Here is a 20,741-nt window from a genome sequence, read left to right on the forward strand (position 1 = left end):
TTCCAAAAAGCGCCGCCGCTTCTGTTCAGCTGTTTGCGGCCTTCAATGGCTTTCCGGCATGTTGCCGGTATGGTTCTTGTCAAAGGGGTGAGTGCTTAGAGAGTGCTTATCTGGCGAGCTGATCCAGCTTGTCCTTCACGTCTTTCCAGTCGTCGGCGTCGGCCAGCGGCGCCTTGGTCTTGGTGATCGACGGCCAGCTGCGCGCCAGTTGGACGTTCAGCTGGATGAACTGCTGCTGATCGGCCGGCACGTCTTCCTCGGCGTAGATCGCATTGACCGGGCATTCGGCCACGCACACGGCGCAGTCGATGCACTCGTCCGGGTCAATGGCGAGGAAATTCGGGCCTTCCCTGAAGCAATCCACCGGGCATACATCGACGCAGTCGGTGTAACGGCAGCGAATGCAGGATTCGGTCACAACGTGGGTCATAACGGTCCTATCTTTAAATATTCGGAATCGGGTTTGGAGCTGATGCGGCGTTCGGCCGGATCGCAGTGCACATGCGCGGTGCATGTATGGGCAAGCTGCTGCAAAGCCTTGTATTTTAAGGCAATTTCGTGCTTCTAACAAACCGCACTTAGACAGATTATGAATAAGCAAATGCGCTGAATCCGCCTGGCTTCCCGCGCGGCGGGCGTTGCAAAGTCGGTCTTGAGTGCGGACGGAATTCCAGGCGGTACGCGCAATGCAAACAGGTATTACTCGCGAACGTCATCAGGGTTTTTGCTAAAAGTGATTATCTTCGGTCATCATGTTCGTTGATCCGCATCCGGTATCCTCGCAAGACTTCTTGTCATAATTGAAAGGCAGAATCACGCCACGCGTGAATTATTTGCGTTCGCAGTTTGAATTTAAATCACGCTGCGAATGCGCCAACGATGGCGGCACTACGGTTAGACTTTCGCTGGACCAATACAAGCGCAATCACTGAGAGATGCACATGGATACATCGGCAGCCCGCAAGGCCATTTTCAGCCGGATTCGCAAGGCGCAGAAGCGTCCCGACCAGCCGACCCAGGACGAGCGCGATGCCGTCGCCGACTACCTGCGGCAACATTCGCAAGGGCCGCGGCCCGCCATCGGACAGAATCTCCTCCGGCATTTCAAGGAACAGGCGCTGCGCATGTCCGACACGGTGGAGGAAGTGGCCGCACTGAGCGACGCGCCGCATGCGGTAGCGCGCTATCTGGACAGCATCGGCGTGCCGAAGACGGCAATTGCGTGGAAAACCCTGGCCGATCTGGATTGGGCCGATGCCGGCATGCAGGTGGAATTCCGTCCGCCGCAAAACGAAGACCTGGTCGGCATCACCGGTGCGTTCTGTGCCGTGGCCGAGACCGGCACGTTGATGCTGCTCTCCGGGCCGCAAACCTATGCATCGGCCAGCCTGCTGCCGGAAACGCATATCGCCATCGTGCCGGCGTCGCGCATCGTGGCCGGGATGGAGGATGCGTTCGCGCTGGCGCGCGACGAGCGGGGCGAACTGCCGCGCGCGACCAATTTCATTTCCGGTCCGTCCCGCACCGGCGATATCGAGCAGACCATCGTGCTCGGTGCGCATGGGCCGTACCGCGTGCACGTCATCGTGATTCTCGATGCCTGATGCTTGAAGGAGCGTATTGCCTCCGTGCAATGGTCGTGCCGGCAGCGATAGAATATGCGCAGTTTGATTTCATCCGGGATTCCAATTGCAAGCAAAATTCCTCGTCGGACTGGCCGGACTGTTCCCTCTCCTGTGCCACGCGGCCGAACTGGATGGCTCCAAACTGACTGCCTGGTGGGCCGTGCCTTTTGTCGGGCTGCTGCTGTCGATCGCCATTTGCCCGCTTTGGATCCCGGCCTTCTGGCATCATCATTTCGGCAAGCTCACGATCGGCTGGGCGCTCGCCTTTCTGCTGCCGTGCGCCGCATTCTTCGGCGCAGACATCGCCATGCACGTTGCGGTGCATGCCTTTGCGGCGGAATATTTTCCCTTCATCATTCTCCTGACCGCCTTGTTCGTGGTTGCCGGCGGCATCTGTATCCGCGGCAATCTGCGCGGCACGCCGGAGTTGAATACCGGCTTGCTGGCACTCGGCACGGCGCTGGCGAGCTTCATGGGTACCACCGGCGCCTCGATGTTGATGATCCGGCCGCTGATCCGGGCCAACGACAATCGCCGCCATGCCGCGCATATCATCGTTTTTTTCATCTTCCTGGTGGCAAATGCAGGTGGCTCGCTGACGCCGCTGGGTGATCCGCCGCTGTTTCTCGGTTTCCTGAAAGGCATCGATTTCTTCTGGACGATGAAGAACATTTTTCCGGAGACATTGTTCCTCTGTGTGGCGCTGCTCGTGATCTTCTACGTGCTGGACCGTCACTACTATCGGCAGCGCGAAGAGCAGATGCCGCACCACCTCGACCCGACGCCGGAGCGGACGATATCGGTGGAAGGGAAGGTGAATTTCATCCTGCTGGGCGCGATCATCGGTCTGGTCCTGATGAGCGGATTCTGGAAATCCGGCATCGCATTCTCGATCCTCGGCACCATGGTCGAACTGCAGAATCTGGTGCGTGATGTGGCCCTGATCGCGGTGATTTTCATTTCCCTGTGGATCACGCCGAAGCGCGCGCACGACGGAAACGACTTTTCCTGGGGCCCGATCAAGGAAGTCGCGAAACTTTTCGCCGGAATCTTTATCACCATTGCTCCGGTCATCGCGATGCTGCGTGCCGGTACGGATGGCGCATTTGCTCCCGTGGTGCGTGCCGTGACCGATGGCAACGGCCAGCCGATCGATGCCATGTATTTCTGGGCAAGCGGCATCCTGTCATCCTTCCTCGATAACGCGCCGACCTACCTCGTCTTCTTCAACACGGCCGGTGGCGATCCGAACGTGTTGATGACGGGGCTGGCCGGCACGCTGGCAGCCATTTCGTGCGGTGCGGTATTCATGGGGGCAAACAGCTATATCGGCAATGCGCCGAACCTGATGGTGAAGGCGATCGCGGAGGAGCGCGGCATCAGGATGCCCTCGTTCTTCGGCTACATGGGATGGTCATGCGCGGTGCTGGTGCCGCTGTTCATCGTGATGACCTTCATTTTTTTCCGTTGATTTTCCATTGATGGAGCGATGATGAAAGCCAGAATATTCGTGACACGCGCCGTGTTTCCCGAGGTGCTTGAGCGCCTGTCGCAGCACTTCGAGGTCGAGTCCAATCAGGACGACGACATCCTGAGTGCGGATGAGTTGAAACAGAAATTGCGCGGCATGGATGGCGTTTTCGCCACGTCGAGCGAACGCATCTCGGCGGACGTCATCGCGGCAGCTCCCGGCCTGAAAGCGATCTGCAACATGGCGGTCGGCTTCAACAACATCGACATCGAGGCGGCCACGTGCGCCGGCATCATGGTGACGAACACGCCGGAAGTGCTGAACGAGACGACGGCGGATTTCGCCTGGGCCCTGCTGATGGCGGCCGCACGCCGCGTCTCCGAATCGGAACACTGGCTGCGCGCCGGCAACTGGACGAAATGGCGTTACGACACCCTGCTTGGCGCCGATGTGCATGGCGCGACACTCGGCATCATCGGCATGGGACGCATCGGGCAGGCAATCGCGCGCCGCTCGACCGGTTTCAACATGAAGGTGATCTATCACAATCGCACCCGTCTCGCGCCGGAACTGGAAGCGCGCGCCAACGATGCGCAGTACGTGAGCAAGGAGGAACTGCTGCGCACTGCCGACCATGTGATGCTGGTGCTGCCGTATTCACCCGCCACGCATCACACGATCGGCGCGGCGGAACTTGCGTTGATGAAGCCGAGTGCGACGCTGGTGAACATTGCGCGCGGCGGCATCGTTGACGATGCTGCGCTGATCGTCGCGCTGCGCGCCAATCGTCTTGCGGCAGCCGGACTGGATGTGTTCGAGAACGAGCCGGCATTCGACCCGGAGTTCCTGACCCTGTCGAATGTGGTGCTGACGCCGCATATCGCCAGCGCGTCGGAACCGACACGCCGCGCGATGACCGATTGCGCGGCCGACAACCTGATCGCTGCACTGTCCGGCGCAACGCCCCCCAATATTCTCAATCCCGAAGTTCAAAGAAAAATCTGATGGCCGATATCCGCATTACCCAAACACACGAACTGCCGCATGACGCGGCCAGAAACGCCGCGCAGCAGATCGCGCACCAGATGGCGAAGGAATACGACATGAGCGCGAATTGGGACGGCGATGTGCTGCTGTTCAGCCGCAGCGGTGTGTCGGGGAGGCTTGCGCTGCTCGAGAAGGAGGCGCAGCTCGAAATCCAGCTCGGATTCCTGTTCAAGGCATTTGCCTCGACGATCGAGGAGAAGGTCGCGGCGAAGATGAGGAAGGTATTCGCCGCCGCTGCCTGAACCGCTGCCTGAAAGTGACGCCGCCGGAACCAATCCGGCGGCAGCGGGGCGCTACTGTCAGCCCTTCAGGTCTGTCACCAGGTCCACATACTGCTGCATCGCGTCCTCTTTCGTGATGCCCTTGAGTGCATCCCACGCATCCCACTTCGCGCGTCCGATCATGTCGGTGAAGCCGGGGCGTTCGCCCTTGGCGTCGCCTTCGCTTCCCTGCTTGTAGAGTGCGTAGAGTCTCAGCAAGGTCATGTTGTCCGGACGTTCGGCAAGGGTTTTCGAATCGGCCATGGCTTGTTCGAATTGGCTTTGCAAAGTCATGTTTTTCTCCTGATGGTCGAATGGATAGGCGGTGATCGCATCTTGTGTGCGCCGCAAAAAATAACATGGATGCGATCGCGATGACAGCGAACCTTTAGAGGGCTTGCTCGATGTTGCAAGCCTGTGCGATGCCGGGGATGAAGCGCGGCTGTTTCAATCGACGCGGTGGGGGGAAGCGGGATGCGCGCGCAATGCGGCGGCAGAACTATTGCGGGATTTCTTCGTTGTCGCTCAAGGCATCGACGACGGCACCGCCGGCGCTGACAGCGCCCCTGGCTGCCGTGCTGGCGACGCTGACCGCAGCCGACCCGACCGTCACGCCGACGCTGACTGCGGTGCCGGCCACGGATACTGCCGTGCCGGCCGCCGACACGACGGCGCACCCCGAGGCAGACAATACCATCGCCGCCAGGCTGCTGGCGGCGAATGTCCTGTTGAGGCGCAAGATTGTTATACGCCCAACAACTCGACTTCGAAAATCAGCGTCGCGTTCGGCGGAATCACGCCGCCCGCGCCGCGTGCGCCGTAGCCGAGCGAGGCGGGGATGATGAGCTTGCGCACGCCGCCGACTTTCATGCCTTGCACGCCTTCGTCCCAGCCCTTGATGACATGTCCCGCGCCGAGCGGAAAATCGAACGGGTCGTTGCGATCCTTGCTCGAATCGAATTTGCTGCCGGCGCTGCCATCATCATTTTGCAGCCAGCCCGTGTAGTGCACAGTGACGCGATTGCCTGCCTTGGCTTCGTCGCCGGAACCGACGGTGATGTCTTCGTATTGCAGGCCGGAGGCGGTCATGGTGGTGGACATGTTCTTCCTTATTGGTTGAGTTAAAGAGTGGCGCGATTGTAGCAGGTGAAAAAGCGGTGGTTCTGCCACCACTATTCGGACGGGCAGGGAAATATGGCTTCGACAAGACGCCGCGAAAATGGTTTTTGGATGGACGTTTCAGGCGTGTTTTTGAGTCAACGGAAAGGCGGGGAGAGCCGTTACACCGATACTTTCTCTCGCGCATGTGACTGTCACCGCTTTCGCCGAAATGCCGTCCGTCGTTGATAGCGCAGCGATACTGCAATCGTTGATGCAGAAACCATGTCTTTATGGTAATGCGAAGGCAATGCGGTGTATTCGTGTAGATGCCTTGACTTCACCCGGCCACATTGCGCGAGGCAACACCAGTCGCGTCAATCAGCCAAGAGGGGACATGGCTGCAAAAGTGCAAAACACGGCAATGAATCAAGGTTTCCACACGGTAAAATGACTCCCTCTCTTCCACTCAAGAAAAATATACCGATGCTGCGTCGTTCAGGCTTGTTCCTTGTCGCATTACATGCCTTGCTGGCAAGCACGGCGGCCTGTGCAAACGTGGTGGTTGTGCTGAATTCGCGCGACGCGAGTGTCAGCCTGCTCGATCAGGCGACCTACAAGGAAATCGGCACGATCCCGGTCGGCAAGGAGCCGCATCATTTGATGGCGACGCCGGACAGCAAGTCGCTGATCGTGGCCAGCGCGGTCGGCAATGAGCTGATCTTCCTCGACCCAAAGACCGGCCAGATACAGAACCGCATCAAGGACATCGTCGATCCATATCAAATCGGTTTCTCGCCGGACCAGAAATGGTTTGTCGCCAATGCGCTGCGGCTCGATCATGTCGATATTTACCGCTACAACGGCAAGGACTTCTCGCTCGCGAAGCGGCTGCCATTGGCGAAGCTGCCGAGCCACATGGTGTTTACTTCCGACAGCACGACCGCCTTCGTCACGCAGCAGGGCAGCGATCAGATCAGCGCCATCGACCTTGCCACGCAACAGATCAAGTGGACCATGCCCGTCGGCAAACTGCCGGCGGGGATCGCGATCACGCCGGACGACAGGTATCTGCTGGTGGGCATCATGGGCAGCGACTATGTCGAAGTGATCGACTGGAAAACGCAAAAGACGGTCAAGAAAATCAAGGCCGGCGATGGCGCGCACAACTTCCGCGCGATGGGCGACAAGCGCCATATCTTCGTGTCGAACCGCGTCTCGAACACGATCAACATCATCGACCAGCAGACGCTGGAGAACGTCGGCACCATCAACGTGCCGGGCGGCCCCGACTGCATGGAACTGACCGATGACGGCAAGACCCTGTGGGCCACGCTGCGCTGGATCAAGAAAGTCGCGGTGATCGACGTTGCTTCCAGAAAGGTGGTCAAGCTGATCCCGGTCGGACGCTCGCCGCACGGTGTCTACTTCAACAACCACGCTCCGCGCATGTGATGAAGGCTGCTGCAACCGTCCGCGCTTTCCTGCTTGCGGCTGCAGCGGTCCACAGCGGGCTGGCTGGCGCAGCATCATCCGTAACGTCGGCCCCCGCGTCATGCAAGGGAACGATCTACCTGAGCTTCGACACCGGCAGCCAGTCGCAGGCGGAATTCATCGCGCAGACGCTGAAGAAACACAACGTCAAGGCGACCTTCTTCCTCGCCAATGAAAAAACCGTCAACGGCGACTACTCGCTCGATCCATCCTGGGTGTCATACTGGAAGGCGCGCGTCGCGGAAGGGCATGCATTCGGCACCCATACCTTCGATCATGTGTACGTGCTGCGCGACCTGCCGGATGGACGCATGGAAATGAAACCGCAGTTCGGCAAGAGCGCCGGCAGGAAAATCGCGTGGACCGCGCAACAGTACTGCGATGAATTGAAGCGCGTCGATCAGCGCTTTCATGAATTGACGGGCGCGGCGCTCGATCCTCTGTGGCGTGCGCCAGGCGGCCGTCTGACGCCGCATTTGCGGGCAGCCGGCGAGGCATGCGGCTACAGGCACGTCGGCTGGGCCGAGGCCGGCTTTTCCGGCGACGAGCTGCCCAGCGAAAAATGGCCCAACGACAAGCTGCTCAAGCGCGCGCTGGACGGCTTGAAGGACGGCGATATCTTCATGGCGCATCTGGGCATCTGGTCGCGCAAGGACCCGTGGGCGCCTGCCGTGCTCGATCCGCTGATCGCCGGCTTGAAGCAGAAAGGTTTCTGTTTTGCGACGATGCGCGCGCATCCTGATTATAAAAAGCATCCATGATCCAGACTTTCATCGACCTGTTTTACAACACGCAAGCCTGGCTGTTCCAATCCGTGGTGCAGCCATTCCTGTTTGTTACCGGCCTGGGCGACATCGCCGAAGAGGCATTTGAAGGGACCGAGTGGTTCCTGATCGGCTTGCTGGAGCTGGCGCTGCTGTTCGCGATCCTGCGTCCTCTGGAAGCATGGATTCCGGTCAAGCGCAACCTCGACCCGGCGGCGCGGCGCATCGACTTCCTCTACACCTGCGTGCACCGGCTGGGCGTGTTCACGCTGACGATCTTTTTTGTGCTCGATCCCTTGTTCGATGCGATCGCGTCCGAGTTGCGCATGCTGGGCGTGACGCATTTCAATCTGGAACAGCTCTGGCCCGGCGTGACAGACATTCCGCTGGTCAGCTTCATCCTGTATCTGGTCGTTCTCGATTTCTTCGACTACTGGTACCACCGCAGCAGCCATCAGTTCAACTGGTGGTGGGGGCTGCACAGCCTGCACCACAGCCAGCGCGACATGAACCTGTGGTCGGACAACCGCAATCATCTGCTGGACGATCTGATGCGCGACAGCTGCATGGCAGTGATTGCGCTGATCATCGGCGTCGAACCCGCGCAGTACATGATGTTGGTAGTCGCCTCGCGCATGCAGCAAAGCCTGCAGCACGCCAATGTCCGCCTGCATTTCGGCGCGATCGGCGAGCGCCTGCTGGTGTCGCCGCGCTACCACCGGCTGCATCATGCAATCGGCATGGGGCACGAAGCGCCGAGCGATGGAAAGCCGAGGGGATGCAACTTCGCCGTGCTGTTCCCGGTCTGGGACATCCTGTTCCGCACCGCGCATTTCGGCAAGACCTTTGAAGCCACGGGCATACGCGACCAGCTCCCCGCGCCGCACGGCGAGGGGCGCGACTACGGGCGCGGCTTCTGGGCGCAGCAATGGCACGGCGTGAAGCGCGTTGTCGAGTTCTCGAAACGGAGGCCATCCTGATGCGTGCGGTATTGGTTGCCTTCGGGCGCGCGGTGCTGTCGCAGCTGCATTACAAAATGCTGCTGCTGACGGTGCTTCCCTTCGCGCTGTCGATCCTGATCTGGGGCGTGATCCTGTGGCTGGGGTTGCAGCCGACGATTGACTGGCTTCATGCCTTGTTCGTCGATAACGGCTGGTTCGCCGCCATGGACGGCATCCTCGGCTGGCTCGATCTCGACGCGATCAAGACGGTCGTGGTGCCGCTGATCGCGATGTGGGTCCTGCTGCCGTTGATGATCCTCACCGCACTCATCTTTGTCGGCACGCTGGCGATGCCGGTCATCGTCAAGCATGTGTCGCAGCGCCAGTATCCCGAACTGGAAGCGCGCAAGGGCGGCACCCTGTTCGGCACGCTCTGGATTTCCACTTACTCGTTTGTCATCTTTGCGGTGCTGTGGATCGTGACGCTGCCCCTGACTGTGATTCCGCCGCTGACCTTCGTCATCCAGCCGCTGCTGTGGGGATGGCTGACCTACCGTGTCATGGCCTACGACGCCTTGGCCGAGCATGCGAGCGCGCAGGAGTTCAAGGAGATCATGCGCATCCATCGCTGGCCCCTGCTGCTGATCGGTGCGATTGCCGGCGCGATGGGGGCGGCACCGACGCTCCTGTGGCTTGGCGGCGCGCTGTCCGTGATCTTCTTCCCGATTCTTGCCGCCGGCGCGATCTGGCTGTACGTGCTGGTCTTTGTTTTCAGCGGCTTGTGGTTCGAGCATTACTGCCTTGAAGCGTTGGTGCAAGTGCGGCAATCCACAGCGGGGCGGGCGATCGCACCGCAGTTCAAGGACATCAACTAAAAAACCGAAAATGTCCGTTGCGGCATAATGAATTCCTTGATGCGCACCGGCGCGACTTCAACTCAAGAGACATCATCATGCCCATCGGACTCATCATCATCGGCGACGAAATCCTCTCCGGAAAACGCATCGACAAGCATTTCCCGAAAGTGGTCGAACTGCTGAAGGAACGCGGCCTGCACCTCGACTGGGCCGAATATGTCGGCGACGATCCGGCGCGCATCACCGCGACATTGAAACGCACGATGGCCGGCAACGACATCGTCTTCTGCACCGGCGGCATCGGCGCCACGCCAGATGACCACACCCGCCAGTGCGCCGCTGCGGCGCTCGGCGTGCCCGTCGTGTTGCATCCCGAAGCCAAAGCCAGGATCGAGGAACGCATGACCGACGTGGCCCGCGAAGCAGGACGGGAACCGAACCTCGATACGCCGGAAAATATGCATCGCCTGAAGATGGGCGAATTCCCGCAAGGCGCGGGAATCATTCCCAATCCCTACAACAAGATTCCCGGCTTTTTCATCAGGCACAAGGAAGGCGGCGCGCATTACTTCACGCCGGGCTTCCCGGTGATGGCATGGCCGATGATCGAATGGGCGCTCGACACGCATTGCAGCCATCTGTTCCGCAAGACCGCATGGGCGGAAAAATCGGTGCTGGTCTATGAAATTGCGGAATCGACGCTGACGCCGATGATGGAGGCGATCGAGGCGGCGTACCCGCTTGTCAAGGTATTCAGTCTGCCGAGCGTCGGCGACGAAAACACGCGCCGCCACATCGAGTTGGGCGTCAAAGGCGATCCGGTGCAGGTGGAGGGCGCGTTCGGGAAGATGCGTGCAGAGCTGGATCGCTTCAAGGCAGAGTACAGGAGCGTGTGAAGGCGCGCCGATTGCCATGCGCAGGTCCGCCATGGACCCAATGAGCGGCAACGTCCGTGCTTTTCTCGGAGCACGGCTATTTCTGTGTCAAAGAACCGGCAAGACAAGCGGCAAAACCACTGGATTTATCCCTTTCAGCATCTGACATTTCTATTTTTCCCTGCCCTGGTCTTTTGCCTCTCGCTTGACTATCTTTAGATATATATCGTAAGATATGAGTCTTAAGATATATAGGAGGTTGTCATGAGACATGATTTTTTGCATCCGCATTCGAAGTTTCGCCATGCTTTGCAAGCCATGGGCCGCGGGCATGGCGATGGCAGTCATCACCGAGGCGGCGGTCGGCGAGGTTCTGGCGGCGGCGATGACATGCCGCGCGGAAGGAAATTCTCTTCCGACGACTTGCAACTGTTACTGCTGGCCCTTCTCGCAGAGGAGCCGCGCCACGGTTATGAATTGATCAAGGCGCTGGAAGTCCGCTCGAACGGCTTTTATACGCCCAGCCCGGGAATGATCTATCCGGCGCTCACCTATCTGGAAGAACTCGGCTATGCCACCGTCGAGATGGACGGCAGCCGCAAGCGTTACGCGATTTCCGATTCAGGCCGCCAATATCTGGAAACGCATCGCGAACGGGTGGACATGATGTTTGCCAAACTCAAGCACTTTGCGCTCAAGATGGATTCCGTACGCCGTGCATTTTCCGGTGAAGAATCGGACGAAGGGCAGGACGGTCGCAGCTGGATTCCTGAGTTATTGCAAGCGCGGCATGCAATCAAACGCGCGCTCTACAGTCGAAGCGATGCGGCTCCTGGCGAACAGTTACGCATTGCACAGATTCTCGCAAAGGCAGTCGCAGAAATAGAAAATGCTCAGGAACAAAAGGATAGGTAAGCACCATGGAAGAAAGCAAAATGGAAAGCAAACCGGATCTGACGGTCGTTCGCGTTCGGCATCCCGTCAAGTTCAGAATGCTGCAGGTGAAAGCCGTCAAGCCCCTTTCATCGAACCTCGTCCGCGTCACCTTGAGCGGTGAAGACTTGCAGGATTTCGAATCCGCGTCGTTCGACGATCACGTCAAGCTCATCGTCCCGAATCCCGGGGAAGAAAAGCCACTTGTGCCGACACTTGGCCCGGATGGCCCTGTTTTCCCGCAGGGACAGGCGAGGCCGGTGATGCGCGATTTCACGCCGCGCCGGTTCGACCGCCAAGCGAGAGAGCTGGACATTGAATTTGCCTTGCATGAAGCGGGCCCCGCAACACAATGGGCGACGCAGGCGAAAGTCGGCCAGTATCTCGGCATCGGCGGTCCGCGCGGGTCGATGATCATCCCGACGGGCTACGACTGGCATTTGCTGATTGGCGACGAGACGGCATTGCCGGCAATCGCCCGCCGCCTGGAGGAGCTGCCGAAAGGAGTCCGTGCAATCGCCATGCTGGAAGTCGAGAATGCCGGTGCGCGAATCGATTTCGCTTCAAAGGCTGACGCCCATGTTCAGTGGTTCTACCGTGATGCGACAGGCCAATACGGCGAGGCGCTTCTGGAAGGGTTGAAACATCTGCAGATTCCCGCAGGCGAGGGATATGTGTGGGCGGCCGGCGAAGGCTCGGTCATGCGCGCAGCCCGCCAATTCCTGACAGCGGAGCGCGGCATCGACAAAGGCCGGATTCGCGCAGCCAGCTACTGGAAACGCGGAGAGCAGGGCGTGCACGAGAATATCGACGACTAGCGGGATGATTTCATCGGCGGGCTCGTCGGTGATGTCGATGATGGAAGCGATTGAGGCGGCATACCCGCTCGTCAAGATGTTCAGCCTGCCCGGTGTGGGTAACGAGAATACGCGTCGCCATATCGAGCTTGGCGTGAAAGGGGAGCCGGAGCAGGTCGAAAGCGCGTTTGGGAAGATGCTGGCGGGGCTGGATCGGTTCAAGGCGGAGTATGCAAACGGTTGATGCTTCGACGGGCGTGCCCAATGCGATAGGCTGTCCGCGTGGGCACGTTGTGCCCACCCTACCCGGCTCGATCCCGATAGTGCCGGCGGCGATCAGCTGATCCGCGAATAAAAAAGGCGACGCTTTAGCGTCGCCTTTGCCGTCCGAGACTTGTTCATTTACAAATCCGCCTCGGGCACCAATCCCATTTTTCGAATAAGCACTGCAACTTCCAAGGGAATCTTGAACCCCTGGACCGGTTGATATGTTGCGACCGCCGGATCGTAAATTTGCTGCAGCAAATCGTCCGCACCCATAGGAAGCACCCCTTTCTTCTGGAGGCTCGCCTTTACCCGCGCCGTTGGCTTGGTGAATCCCTTGAGGGAGCGGTCCGGCGCGCGCCGCGTCGCTTGATACACAGCCACCCGGCTCAACGGGCCGCCTGCGGCGGCGGCATGCAAGACGACATTCTTCTGCGGCTCTGGCAGCATGTCGAGCACTTGGCGGATGGAGTCTTCATTCCAGCCACTGGACGGGATCTGGTTCGCAGCCAAGAGCCGTTTGCTTTCTTCCTGCGCCTTGCGGAGGATGTTGTCGTTCCGCGGACGGCTCCGATCCTTTTTCGCCTGGTCTTCAGTTGATGCATCGCCTTCGGCCTCGGAAGAAGAGGTGTCATCATTTTCGTTATCTTCTTCAACGGCCATTTCTGCTATCAAAACGGGATTTGGTTTCAAGGCAGCATGGGTACTCTTCAGTGCCTCAATCGCCTGTTTAGAGTATCCAGTGATATCTACACCTAGAAATTTTCGCTCCGCCCCCATTTTGTCTTCAATAGTGAAGACAATTGTTCCATATTCTCCAGCATTCAGTTCCATAAACTCTCCATAAGAATAAGTAATCATTTATAGCGACATAAACAAGTGACGCGGCACTATAAACTCATAATATACATATACGCGAGAATTTAAAGTATTTATTTTATTATTGAGCGTTTACAGTTTGTTGTGTGGTGTTTTGTTGAATCTCTATTATTGTGTTCACTTTTTACTTCTTGTCGGAAATCACTCCCATTTTGCAGGGTTTGAAATCGGTTTCAATAACTGAACAAGTCCACACCTCCGGGCCGCTGTCTGTCTCAGTCCTTTTTCGTAAGTCTTTGACTTCGTTGAAACTCCCGCGCCATATTTGGAACCACTTCAAGTCGTCCACCCATGGCTTCAATATTTTTCGTCATTAGCGACCGCCGCCTCAGGCACAGGTGTGCGTACGCACCTGTGCGTTTGGCGACAAACCTGTATAACGCGCAATGGACAGATTGTCTGCGCTGACGGCCGGCCGTTTGGCACTGATGATGTCGGCCAGCAGTTGTCCCGAGCCGCAGGACATGGTCCAGCCAAGCGTGCCATGGCCCGTATTGAGGAACAGCTTCTTCACACCGGTCGGGCCGACAATCGGGGTGCCGTCCGGCGTCATTGGGCGCAGACCAGTCGTGTAGGGTGGGCACGTAGTGCCCACGCGGCGGCATTATCGCCCCCTCACCTCATCCAGCAACCCCTGCCTGCGAATGAACTCCACCACCTTTTGCACTCCATCTCCGCTGCGCAGGTTCGTGAAAATAAACGGCCGCTCCCCACGCATCTTCTTCGCATCGCTTGCCATCACATCCAGATTCGCGCCGACATAGGGTGCAAGGTCGGTCTTGTTGATGATCAGCAGGTCGGAGCGCGTGATGCCGGGTCCGCCTTTACGCGGAATCTTTTCGCCGCCTGCCACGTCGATCACGTAGATCGTCAGGTCGGACAGTTCCGGGCTGAAGGTTGCGGCAAGGTTGTCGCCGCCGGACTCCACCAGAATGAGATCGAGGTCGGGGAAGTCGGCGCTCATGCGGGCGATCGCTTCCAGATTGATTGATGCATCTTCGCGGATCGCGGTGTGCGGGCAGCCGCCCGTCTCCACACCCATCAGGCGCTCGGCGGGCAGGGCGTCGGCGCGCAGCAGGATTTCCATGTCTTCCTTGGTGTAGATGTCGTTGGTGATGACGGCCATGTCGTAGTGGTCGCGCATCGCCTTGCACAGCATTTCGCACAAGGCTGTCTTGCCGGATCCGACCGGGCCGCCGATGCCGACGCGGAGGGGATTGGATGGAGTTGTCATGTTCGTGAATCCTGAAAGGTTAAGAGCGATAAAGCCGGCTGTATTGCACTTCGTGCTGCATCGACAGCAACGACAGGCCGGGTGACCAATTGGACAATTCGTGATCGGCAAGCTGCCGGGCCGTTTGCGCGGCATTCTCCAGTTCCTGGCGCAGCGAGAGCAGGAGCCGCTGCCCGGATACCTGTCCGAGCGGTACGGATTTCACGCAGACCAGCACCTGATTTTCCGCCCATGAAAACAGCATGCCGAGCAGGGCGGCGTCGTGCGGCACGTCCAGCGCCACCGCGGCACAGGCCATTGCGGTCGGCAAGGGCGTGTCCTTCTGCGCTTGCAGGATGTCGAGCAGTGCGTCGTCCGCGAGTTTCAGGTCGATGACCAGCTTGCTCAATGAGTAGCCCATCTGAATGGTTTCAGCGCGAAACTCGGCGGTGTCGCGGGCGGCGACGAAGCGTTCCGTCCACTCCGTGACCGCTGCGGCATCACGGGCGGCGAAGGCATGCAGCAGGCGCCACAGGATCGGTGCTTCGAAGCGGGCGACGACGTGATGCAACGTATCGAGAATCCATGTCCGTGCCGAGACTTCGTCGCGCACCGTGCCGTTTTCCAGCGCCGCTTCCAGTCCTTGCGAATAGCTGTACGCGCCGATCGGCAGCGACGGGCTGGCGAGTTGCAGCAGGTGGAGCAGGGCGGCGGCTTGCATCTTACGATTGCTTGTCGGACGGGCGGTGAATCTTCTGGCGCAGGGGGATCGGCGCGAGAGGATGGTGATGGTCGTCGCCGTGATGGTGATGTCCGCCGCCATAGGCGCCGGACTCGGGCTCGAAAGGCGCTTCTTCTCCCGTCACGGTCGCGCCGAGTCCTTCAAGCATGTCTTTCAACACGGTGTCCTTGCGGATGCGCAGGAATCCTGTGTTGGCATCGCCGGCGACCTGGGCTTGCGTGTGGCGGTTGCCGAGGTGGAATGCGCAGCGCAGCAGGTCGCGTGGCGTCGCGCACTCGACGCGATAGGTGGCCTCTTTGGCGGCGAGGATTTTCACGATGCGGCCATCGTCGCCGCGCAGCAGGTCGCCGTGGCGCAATACGGTGCCGCGTACGGTGAAGACCGCGACTTCTTCGCCCGAGGCGAGCTGCGCGCGCAGGCGGCTCTTTTCGCGCAGCTCGTAGGGGAGAACGAGTTCGCCATCGATTTTTTCTGCGTGATCTATTTTTGTGGTGAGTGTGAGCATTGTGTTTGGCTTTGTATTTCCCTCCCCTTCAAGGGGAGGGAACTGAGAGGTGGGGCAAGCAATGTTGGTCAAAAAAGAAAATACCTCTGTGCCATCGGCAATACCTTCGCCGGTTGGCACACCAGCAACTCGCCGTTCGCGCGCACTTCATACGTTTCTGAATCGACTTCCATCTTCGGTGTCGCGCCATTGTGAATCATGTCGCTCTTGCGCAAGTTGCGCATGTTCTTCACGGCGATCAGCGGCTTGTTCAGCTTGAGCCTCTCGCCGATTCCGGCATCGAATGCTGCCTGCGAGACGAAGGTGAATGAGGTTTTCAAGCCGCCACCATACGCGCCGAACATCATCCGGTAGTGCACCGGCTGCGGCGTCGGGATCGAGGCATTCGGGTCGCCCATCTGCGCCGCCGCGATCATGCCGCTCTTCAGGATCATCGACGGCTTGACGCCGAAGAAGGCCGGTTTCCACAGCACGATATCGGCGATCTTGCCGACTTCCAGCGAGCCGACGACGTGCGAGATGCCGTGCGTGATGGCGGGATTGATCGTGTACTTGGCGATGTAGCGCTTGGCGCGGAAGTTGTCGTTGCGGCTGCTGTCTTCCGCAAGGGTGCCGCGCTGCACCTTCATCTTGTGCGCAGTCTGCCAGGTGCGCATGATGACTTCACCGACGCGGCCCATCGCCTGCGAATCCGACGACATCATGCTGATCGCGCCGATGTCGTGCAGGATGTCTTCTGCCGCGATGGTTTCGCGCCGGATGCGTGATTCGGCGAAGGCGATGTCTTCCGCTATCGCGGGGTCGAGGTGATGGCAGACCATCAGCATGTCGAGATGCTCGTCCAGCGTGTTGACAGTGTAGGGCCGTGTCGGGTTGGTGGAAGAGGGCAGCACATTGCCTTCGCCGACCGCCGCGATGATGTCCGGCGCGTGGCCGCCGCCCGCGCCTTCGGTGTGGAAGGTGTGGATGGTGCGGTCCTTGAATGCAGCCAGCGTGTGTTCGAGAAAGCCGCCTTCATTCAGCGTGTCGGTGTGGATCGCGACCTGCACATCCATCCTGTCCGCGACCGAGAGGCAGTTGTCGATGGCGGCGGGCGTGCTGCCCCAGTCCTCGTGCAGCTTGAGGCCGATGGCGCCGGCGCGTATCTGTTCCTCCAGCGGCGTCGGCAGGCTGACGTTGCCCTTGCCGAGAAAGCCGAGGTTCATCGGGAAGGCATCCGCCGCCGACAGCATGGAGTGGATGTGCCACGGTCCCGGTGTGCAAGTGGTGGCGGCGGTGCCGACCGCCGGGCCGGTGCCGCCGCCCAGCATGGTGGTGACGCCGGACATCAGCGCCTCCTCGATCTGCTGCGGGCAGATGAAGTGGATGTGGCTGTCGATGCCGCCGGCGGTGACGATCATGCCTTCGCCGGCGATGATCTCGGTCGCGCCGCCGATCGCCATGGTCACATCCGGCTGGATATCCGGGTTGCCGGCCTTGCCGATGGCCGCGATGCGGCCTTCCTTCAGTCCGATATCGGCCTTGACGATGCCCCAGTGGTCGAGGATGACCGCGTTGGTGATCACGGTGTCCATCACGTCCTTGTGATTGCGCTGCGACTGACCCATGCCGTCGCGGATCACCTTGCCGCCGCCGAACTTGACTTCCTCGCCGTAGGTGGTGAAATCCTTTTCGATCTCGATGAACAGTTCCGTGTCGGCGAGACGAATGCGGTCACCGGTGGTCGGGCCGAACATTTCGGCATAGGCCTGGCGCGATATTCTTGTCATTTCAATGCTCCCATCACCTTGGCGTTGAAGCCGTAGACCTTGCGCTCACCGGCCAACGCGACCAGTTCCACCGTGCGTTCCTGTCCCGGCTCGAAGCGCACCGCCGTACCGGCTGCGATATTGAGGCGCATGCCGTATGCGGCGTCGCGGTCGAATTGCAGCGCGGGGTTGGTCTCGAAGAAATGAAAGTGCGATCCGACCTGGATCGGACGGTCGCCGCTGTTGGCCACTTTCACCGTGACGGTGGGGCGTCCGGCATTGAGTTCGATCTCGCCGGGTTCGATCAGCATTTCGCCAGGAATCATCGCGCTCTCCTCAGGGAATCGGGTGATGGACGGTCACCAGCTTGGTGCCGTCGGGGAAGGTGGCTTCCACCTGGATGTCCGGGATCATTTCCGCGACGCCTTCCATCACGTCGTCGCGGCCGAGAATTTTCGCGCCTTCACTCATCAGTTCGGCGACCGTGCGTCCATCCCGCGCGCCTTCCATGATCGCTGCGGTGATCAGCGCGACCGCCTCCGGGTAATTGAGCTTGAGGCCGCGCGCCTTGCGACGTTCGGCCAGCAGGGCGGCGGTGAAGATCAGGAGTTTGTCTTTTTCTCTTGGAGTCAGCTCCATGGGTTCTCCGGTTTTTATTCAAAGGGGTATTGCAAAGAAAGCGCTACGGCCTGTCATTCCGAACGCAGTGAGCAATCTCGGGCATCAGCAGCACGTGGATACGTTGAGATTCCTCATTGCATTCGGAATGACACAGTAACTATGTATTCCAGATGCGCGGTACGACGGCCTCTCGTCCCATCAGCTCAGGACGAATGCGATGCCATGCGCGTGTCATCAATTGTTTGGCCGTCTCGCTGGAGGTGCCGAGATAGCGCACGACCAATACCGATTTCAGTTGCGTCGCGCCGAACAGGTCGCCGTTACTCATTGCCTCGTCGCGTATTCCGGCAATGACGGATGCAGGCAAGACCTTGCCTGCTGCAATCAGCGTGGCACAGACGGTTTTTCCAGCCAGGGCCAGCGGACTATGCATCGATGCTTCGTCGCCGCCCAGCGCGCCTTGTTCGAACCAGATCAACTTGCTGTCATACCGAATGCTGGTGCGCTGCTCGATGCGACCCGTGTCGAAGATTTCTCCCGACGCGGTACGGCCAAAGCACAGCACTTCGCAGCCGATGTAGCTGGCGTCCCGTTCAAGCGAGATGTGCTGGTCGAGCCGCACATGCGCCGCATTGAAGAAGATGGTTTCCTGCGGCAACCATTCCAGCGAAGCGCCTTGTGCGACGTCGAGCCGCACCTTCTGATGCGACACGCTACCGTTCGCCTTGTACCATTTCGCCGCGCCCGGCGTCGTGATGAATGCATGCGCATGCGCGCCCACGTTCGCCGTGATCGTCAGTTCGTCACCGCCGACCACGCCGCCCGGCGGATGGATGACGATGGCATGGCAGATGTCGCTCCCCTCGGGATAAAGCGGTTTCTGCACGCGCAAGGGGCCGAAGTGGCTGCGCTCCACCAGACGCGTCGTGCCAGCATCGTCGGCAAAGCCGAGCGACAGCCGTGCCTTCCACCGCGTGGACGCGGCCGCGTCATCGACGGGCAGTTGGTCGACAGGTTCTTGTGCGATTCGTTTCATGCCAAAACTATACTGCCAGATGCCGCTTCACGTCCTCGTGATCCATCTGTTCCTGCGAACCGGATGCGACCACTTCGCCGCGCGACAGCACCACGAACTTGTCGGCCAGCGCATGGGCGAAGTCGAAATACTGTTCGCACAGCAGGATGGCAATGTCGCCGCGCTGGCGCAGCAGACGGATCACGCGTTCGATGTCCTTGATGATCGATGGCTGAATCCCCTCGGTCGGTTCGTCGAGAATGATCAGCTTCGGGTCGGCCAGCAGGGCGCGCGCGATGGCCAGTTGCTGCTGCTGTCCGCCCGAGAGGTCGCCGCCGCGTCGATGCAGCATCTCCTTCAATACGGGGAACAGTTCGTATACTTCGTCGCGTATGGTGGACGCCTTGCGGGCGGATTTTGTCGCCATGCCCATCATCAGGTTTTCTTCGACCGTCAGCCGCGCGAAGATTTCCCGTCCCTGCGGCACATAGGCAATGCCGAGCGCGGCGCGTTCATGCGGTTTGAGTTTCGTGATGTCACACCCTTCCAGCGAGACGTGCCCCTTCGCCACCGGCAGCACGCCCATCAGGCATTTCAGCAATGTGGTCTTGCCCACGCCATTGCGGCCCAGCAGGGCGAGACACTGCCCTTGTTCCAGTGACAGCGAAACGCCGCGCAGGGTGTGGGAGGAGCCGTAGTATTGATTGAGTTGGCCGACTTGCAGCATCGCATTTCCTTGCATGTTCCCTCCCTTAGCGGCCCAGATACACTTCGATCACGCGTTCATCCGCCTGCACCTGCTGCATTCCGCCCTCCGCCAGCACCGAGCCTTCATGCAACACCGTCACCTTGCCGTCGCGTGCAATTTCGGTCACGAAGGCCATGTCATGCTCGACGACCATGATCGAATGCTTGCCGCGCAACTCGTTCAGCAATTCCGCCGTGCGCGCAGTCTCCGCGTCGGACATGCCTGCCACCGGCTCGTCGAGCAGCAGCAGCTGCGGCTCCTGCATGAGCAGCATGCCGATTTCCAGCCACTGTTTCTGGCCGTGCGACAGCAGGCCGGCCAGCCTGTGTTCCTGCCCGTTCAGACGGACCAGTTTCAGGATGTCATCGATCCTGCCCTTCTGTTCCGAGGTGAGCTTGAAGAACAGCGTCGGCTTGACGCGCTTGTCCATCTTCATCGCCAGTTCGAGATTCTCGAAGACGGTGTGCTGCTCGAACACGGTAGGACGCTGAAATTTGCGGCCGATGCCGGCGTGCGCGATCTGGTATTCGGCCATCGTCGTCAAGTCCATGGTCTGGCCGAAGAACGCGGTGCCGGAGGTCGGTCGCGTCTTGCCGGTGATCACGTCCATCATGGTGGTCTTGCCCGCGCCGTTGGGGCCGATGATGCAGCGCAATTCGCCGACCGAGATATCGAGTGTCAGCTTGTTCAGCGCCTTGAAGCCATCGAAGGACACGGTGATGTCTTCCAGATACAGAATCGCGCCGTGCGTGGTATCGACGCCTTCCTGTTTCGGACGCGCATAGGAAGTTCCGTAGTCGGCATGGCCTTCAATATCGAACGGCTCCCTGTTCTTCAACATGTC

At 59.7% G+C, this 20,741-nt stretch carries 26 protein-coding genes and 1 pseudogene; 12 read left to right on the forward strand and 15 right to left on the reverse strand.

Annotated features, from left to right (window positions below; translation table 11 throughout):
* Positions 1-106: 106 nt before the first annotated feature.
* Positions 107-430 carry a ferredoxin FdxA gene (fdxA, locus tag D3870_RS04970; protein ID WP_119737169.1) on the reverse strand — a complete coding sequence of 108 codons (324 nt, stop codon included), beginning with the start codon at positions 428-430 and terminating at the stop codon, positions 107-109.
* Positions 431-941: 511 nt separating this feature from the next.
* Here fdxA and D3870_RS04975 point away from each other — a divergent pair.
* The 4 genes from D3870_RS04975 (at position 942) to D3870_RS04990 (ending at position 4,385) form a co-directional block, all read left to right on the forward strand.
* Complete coding sequence (locus D3870_RS04975) at positions 942-1,604, forward strand: LutC/YkgG family protein (RefSeq protein WP_119737171.1); 663 nt, start codon at positions 942-944, stop codon at positions 1,602-1,604.
* An 85-nt stretch (positions 1,605-1,689) separates the two neighbouring features.
* Complete coding sequence (locus tag D3870_RS04980; protein WP_119737172.1) at positions 1,690-3,096, forward strand: sodium:proton antiporter; 1,407 nt, start codon at positions 1,690-1,692, stop codon at positions 3,094-3,096.
* A gap of 21 nt (positions 3,097-3,117) precedes the next feature.
* The gene (locus D3870_RS04985; RefSeq protein WP_119741696.1) at positions 3,118-4,101 is read left to right on the forward strand and encodes a 2-hydroxyacid dehydrogenase; all 984 of its coding nucleotides are present in this window, start codon (positions 3,118-3,120) and stop codon (positions 4,099-4,101) included.
* A complete protein-coding gene (locus D3870_RS04990) occupies positions 4,101-4,385 on the forward strand; it encodes a polyhydroxyalkanoic acid system family protein (RefSeq protein WP_119737174.1) in 285 nt (94 codons plus the stop codon). The genes D3870_RS04985 and D3870_RS04990 overlap by 1 nt, the downstream gene beginning before the upstream one ends.
* A gap of 57 nt (positions 4,386-4,442) precedes the next feature.
* On the opposite strand, the gene D3870_RS04995 is transcribed toward D3870_RS04990, so the two are convergent.
* From D3870_RS04995 to D3870_RS05005, 3 genes are all read right to left on the reverse strand, one after another.
* Complete coding sequence (locus D3870_RS04995; protein WP_119741698.1) at positions 4,443-4,697, reverse strand: acyl-CoA-binding protein; 255 nt, start codon at positions 4,695-4,697, stop codon at positions 4,443-4,445.
* A gap of 205 nt (positions 4,698-4,902) precedes the next feature.
* Positions 4,903-5,142, reverse strand: coding sequence for a hypothetical protein (locus D3870_RS05000; RefSeq protein WP_199710522.1), 240 nt, complete (start codon positions 5,140-5,142; stop codon positions 4,903-4,905).
* Positions 5,143-5,147: 5 nt separating this feature from the next.
* On the reverse strand, positions 5,148-5,504 hold the full coding sequence (locus tag D3870_RS05005; RefSeq protein WP_119737176.1) for an FKBP-type peptidyl-prolyl cis-trans isomerase: 357 nt from the start codon (positions 5,502-5,504) through the stop codon (positions 5,148-5,150).
* A gap of 483 nt (positions 5,505-5,987) precedes the next feature.
* Between D3870_RS05005 and D3870_RS05010 the strand changes: the two genes are divergently transcribed.
* The 8 genes from D3870_RS05010 (at position 5,988) to D3870_RS05045 (ending at position 12,406) form a co-directional block, all read left to right on the forward strand.
* Entirely contained in the window at positions 5,988-6,956 is a 969-nt protein-coding gene (locus D3870_RS05010; RefSeq protein ID WP_119737178.1) for a YVTN family beta-propeller repeat protein, read from the forward strand.
* The gene (locus D3870_RS05015) at positions 6,956-7,756 is read left to right on the forward strand and encodes a polysaccharide deacetylase family protein (RefSeq protein ID WP_119737179.1); all 801 of its coding nucleotides are present in this window, start codon (positions 6,956-6,958) and stop codon (positions 7,754-7,756) included. Before D3870_RS05010 ends, D3870_RS05015 begins: the two co-directional genes overlap by 1 nt.
* Entirely contained in the window at positions 7,753-8,739 is a 987-nt protein-coding gene (locus D3870_RS05020) for a sterol desaturase family protein (protein ID WP_119737180.1), read from the forward strand. Before D3870_RS05015 ends, D3870_RS05020 begins: the two co-directional genes overlap by 4 nt.
* Positions 8,739-9,575, forward strand: coding sequence for an EI24 domain-containing protein (locus D3870_RS05025; protein ID WP_119737182.1), 837 nt, complete (start codon positions 8,739-8,741; stop codon positions 9,573-9,575). The genes D3870_RS05020 and D3870_RS05025 overlap by 1 nt, the downstream gene beginning before the upstream one ends.
* Before the next feature lie 77 nt (positions 9,576-9,652).
* The gene (locus D3870_RS05030) at positions 9,653-10,453 is read left to right on the forward strand and encodes a competence/damage-inducible protein A (protein ID WP_119741701.1); all 801 of its coding nucleotides are present in this window, start codon (positions 9,653-9,655) and stop codon (positions 10,451-10,453) included.
* A gap of 297 nt (positions 10,454-10,750) precedes the next feature.
* On the forward strand, positions 10,751-11,347 hold the full coding sequence (locus tag D3870_RS05035; protein ID WP_242490039.1) for a PadR family transcriptional regulator: 597 nt from the start codon (positions 10,751-10,753) through the stop codon (positions 11,345-11,347).
* A gap of 5 nt (positions 11,348-11,352) precedes the next feature.
* Positions 11,353-12,183, forward strand: coding sequence for a siderophore-interacting protein (locus tag D3870_RS05040; RefSeq protein ID WP_119737186.1), 831 nt, complete (start codon positions 11,353-11,355; stop codon positions 12,181-12,183).
* A 4-nt stretch (positions 12,184-12,187) separates the two neighbouring features.
* On the forward strand, positions 12,188-12,406 hold the full coding sequence (locus tag D3870_RS05045; protein ID WP_147375711.1) for a hypothetical protein: 219 nt from the start codon (positions 12,188-12,190) through the stop codon (positions 12,404-12,406).
* A gap of 158 nt (positions 12,407-12,564) precedes the next feature.
* Here D3870_RS05045 and D3870_RS05050 read toward each other — a convergent pair whose 3' ends face one another.
* The 11 genes and pseudogenes from D3870_RS05050 to urtD form a co-directional block, all read right to left on the reverse strand.
* Positions 12,565-13,260: a hypothetical protein gene (locus D3870_RS05050; protein ID WP_119737189.1), complete on the reverse strand. Its 696-nt coding sequence runs from the start codon at positions 13,258-13,260 to the stop codon at positions 12,565-12,567.
* Positions 13,261-13,633: 373 nt separating this feature from the next.
* Positions 13,634-13,876, reverse strand: a pseudogene (locus D3870_RS05055) (FAD-dependent oxidoreductase); the annotation flags it as partial.
* 33 nt (positions 13,877-13,909) lie between these two features.
* On the reverse strand, positions 13,910-14,539 hold the full coding sequence (gene ureG, locus D3870_RS05060; protein ID WP_119737191.1) for an urease accessory protein UreG: 630 nt from the start codon (positions 14,537-14,539) through the stop codon (positions 13,910-13,912).
* 19 nt (positions 14,540-14,558) lie between these two features.
* Positions 14,559-15,239, reverse strand: a complete 681-nt coding sequence (locus D3870_RS05065; RefSeq protein ID WP_119737193.1) for an urease accessory protein UreF — start codon at positions 15,237-15,239, stop codon at positions 14,559-14,561.
* A 1-nt stretch (position 15,240) separates the two neighbouring features.
* A complete protein-coding gene (gene ureE, locus D3870_RS05070; protein ID WP_119737195.1) occupies positions 15,241-15,765 on the reverse strand; it encodes an urease accessory protein UreE in 525 nt (174 codons plus the stop codon).
* Positions 15,766-15,833: 68 nt separating this feature from the next.
* On the reverse strand, positions 15,834-17,534 hold the full coding sequence (gene ureC / locus D3870_RS05075) for an urease subunit alpha (protein ID WP_119737197.1): 1,701 nt from the start codon (positions 17,532-17,534) through the stop codon (positions 15,834-15,836).
* Entirely contained in the window at positions 17,531-17,839 is a 309-nt protein-coding gene (locus D3870_RS05080) for an urease subunit beta (RefSeq protein ID WP_119737199.1), read from the reverse strand. The genes ureC and D3870_RS05080 overlap by 4 nt, the downstream gene beginning before the upstream one ends.
* A 10-nt stretch (positions 17,840-17,849) precedes the next feature.
* Positions 17,850-18,152, reverse strand: a complete 303-nt coding sequence (locus D3870_RS05085; RefSeq protein WP_119737201.1) for an urease subunit gamma — start codon at positions 18,150-18,152, stop codon at positions 17,850-17,852.
* A gap of 139 nt (positions 18,153-18,291) precedes the next feature.
* Positions 18,292-19,170 (reverse strand): urease accessory protein UreD, encoded by an 879-nt coding sequence (locus tag D3870_RS05090; RefSeq protein ID WP_119737203.1) that lies wholly within the window; start codon positions 19,168-19,170, stop codon positions 18,292-18,294.
* Between the two features lie 7 nt (positions 19,171-19,177).
* Positions 19,178-19,876 (reverse strand): urea ABC transporter ATP-binding subunit UrtE, encoded by a 699-nt coding sequence (gene urtE, locus D3870_RS05095; protein ID WP_119741703.1) that lies wholly within the window; start codon positions 19,874-19,876, stop codon positions 19,178-19,180.
* Positions 19,877-19,901: 25 nt separating this feature from the next.
* Positions 19,902-20,738 (reverse strand): urea ABC transporter ATP-binding protein UrtD, encoded by an 837-nt coding sequence (urtD, locus tag D3870_RS05100; protein ID WP_422879663.1) that lies wholly within the window; start codon positions 20,736-20,738, stop codon positions 19,902-19,904.
* Positions 20,739-20,741: the final 3 nt, after the last annotated feature.

Source organism: Noviherbaspirillum cavernae, assembly GCF_003590875.1.
GTDB classification, from domain to species: Bacteria; Pseudomonadota; Gammaproteobacteria; order Burkholderiales; family Burkholderiaceae_D; genus Noviherbaspirillum; species Noviherbaspirillum cavernae.